This window comes from Variovorax sp. P4_D9 (genome assembly GCF_056401695.1).
Map to the genome: position 1 here is coordinate 1 of NZ_JBFUIU010001225.1, position 2,003 is coordinate 2,003.

A 2,003-nucleotide genomic window follows, 5' to 3' on the forward strand; every position below is an offset into this window, starting at 1 on the left:
GCTCCGACGTAGTCCTGCGGCAGGTACTGGGTCAACAGGTCGTTGTTCATCAGATTGCCGAGGTTGCGCGAGCCCTGAAGCGTCCCGTAGACCTGCCTCATCTGATCGAGCTGCTTGCTCATCCCATTCAATTGCTCGCCCCATTTGGCGATCGTCTGCATCTGATTCATCGTTGCCGGAATGTCGCTGGTGACCGTCACCGGCACCTGCCCGTTGGCCCCACAAGCGACGCCGACGAGGCCCGCGGCGGCCAGGGCGCCGAAATGAACCTTGGCGCGCTTCATCAATTTGGTCAGCTTCATCACACTCTCCTTTTCAGAAAGACGGGTAACCACTGGCTGGGATCCGGACCGAATTCGTCAATCGCGGCATGCATGACCTCGATGTTGTCGAGGCTTGCGGACAACACGGACAACATGTCTTCCATGCCGCTCAGGTCCATCTTCGCGATGACGGATTCGGCACCCTTCTTGAGCAGGAACTGCCCCGAGTTCTCCGGTGTGTGCTTGATCAGGTGGAACTCCCGGGGCGTGAGCTTCAGACCGTCGATGTAGTCGGCCTGCTCCGCCTCGCCGTTGGGCAGCAGGAGCTGCGTGGGAAACTGCGACAGCAGCGTGCTGCCCAACGGCGAACGGCTGATGTCGCTGGGCTCCTGCGTGTCGAGGCCTATCACGCCATCTTCCTTGCGGATCGTCTTGCCCTTGTTCTCGATGAAGCTCTGCATCAGCGGATCCTTCAGCGCTCGCCAGGCTTCCGCGATGTCGATGACGTGCGGTGCGCCGGAGGCGTTCTGTGCGATCTTGTGGGTCAGGTAGCGCAGGATCGGTGTGCGCGCCTCCTCGATGTCCAGAAAGCTCGTCATGTTGAAGCCGAAGGTGTGCGCGCCGTCGAGGTCGAATCGATCCTCGGCGTTGTCGAGCACCCATGCAAAGGCGCCACCGTCGCACCAGCGGCCCAGAGCCTGGTACAGGCTGTTCTCGCGGTGGGTCGGCAGCGCGTCGCGCACACGGGCGTACCGGCGGTGCCTGGGCTCGAGCTCGTAGACCTGCCGGATGCTGCGAAGAAGGTCTTCTTCGTCCTTGTGCGTCATGGCGTACTTGCCGTCGAACTGCGCGTTCCAGGACATGATGCTCAGGATTACCGAGATGTTCTCGGCCGTCGGCGCCATCGAAAACGGGTTCATCCCCGTCGGCTCGCCGCCCGCGATGCGGAAGTAGCGCCCGCCCATGGCCCGGATGCAGATCTCCTCGCCGTAGTCCTTGTCGAAGCTGAAGATCTTGAGCAGCTTGCCGCTGGCCATTGCCTGCTTGCGGGCGAGCAGGCGCAACGCCAGCTTGAGCACCGTCTTGCCGCCGCCCGAGCGCCCGATGATCTTGTAGTTGCCGAGTTCCTTGCGGTGGGTCTTCTGTGCCGGGCCATCTCCTTCTCCTCCCCGGTCGTTGGCCGCCTCGTCATCGCCAAGCTCGACCCGCGAGGGCTCCTCGTCGTAGTCCAGGCGGATCCCCTGCTCCAGCAATCGGTCTCGGCTCACGTGGAAGTTGAAGAAGTAGGGTCCACCGGCTGCCGTCTTCATCAGCGCGATCGGCGCACCCCACTGGCTGCCGCTTGCATTGCCGCGCGGATGGTTGTGCATGGGGAAGAACTTGGAGAAGTTCTTGCTGCTGATCGGCATCGCGCGGATGCGGCCGTACTTGAAGTTGCCGGGGAGCATGCTGAAATAGGTGCAGATGAGCGCTCCACCCCGTTCGCGCGAGGTGTTCATGCTCTTCTGGTCGAGCAGGGTGACCGCGGCATTGACGTGCTGGTTGAGCTCCTTGATCGAGTCGCCGTAGACGACCAGGATCAGTTCGTGCTCGAACATCGAGAACTTGCCGGCCTGCAGCTGGGTGCGCGCGGCCGCCACCTCCTGCATTTGCTCCTCGTTGTCGCTGGTGGACTTGATCTTGTTGTACTGGGTCTTGAGCAGCGCGTCGGCCTTGTCGAAAGCCATCACGGTCACCGAC

The 2,003-nt window shown here is 62.3% G+C and carries 2 protein-coding genes; both read right to left on the minus strand.

Going from position 1 to position 2,003, the window contains the following annotated elements; genetic code table 11:
- A partial coding sequence (locus tag AC1DY5_RS53260) for a type IV secretion system protein (protein WP_478122288.1) occupies positions 1 to 302 on the minus strand: 302 nt, incomplete at its 3' end.
- Positions 302 to 2,003 (minus strand): VirB4 family type IV secretion/conjugal transfer ATPase (locus AC1DY5_RS53265; RefSeq protein ID WP_478122289.1); only part of this gene is annotated, 1,702 nt, incomplete at its 5' end. The genes AC1DY5_RS53265 and AC1DY5_RS53260, both read right to left, overlap by 1 nt.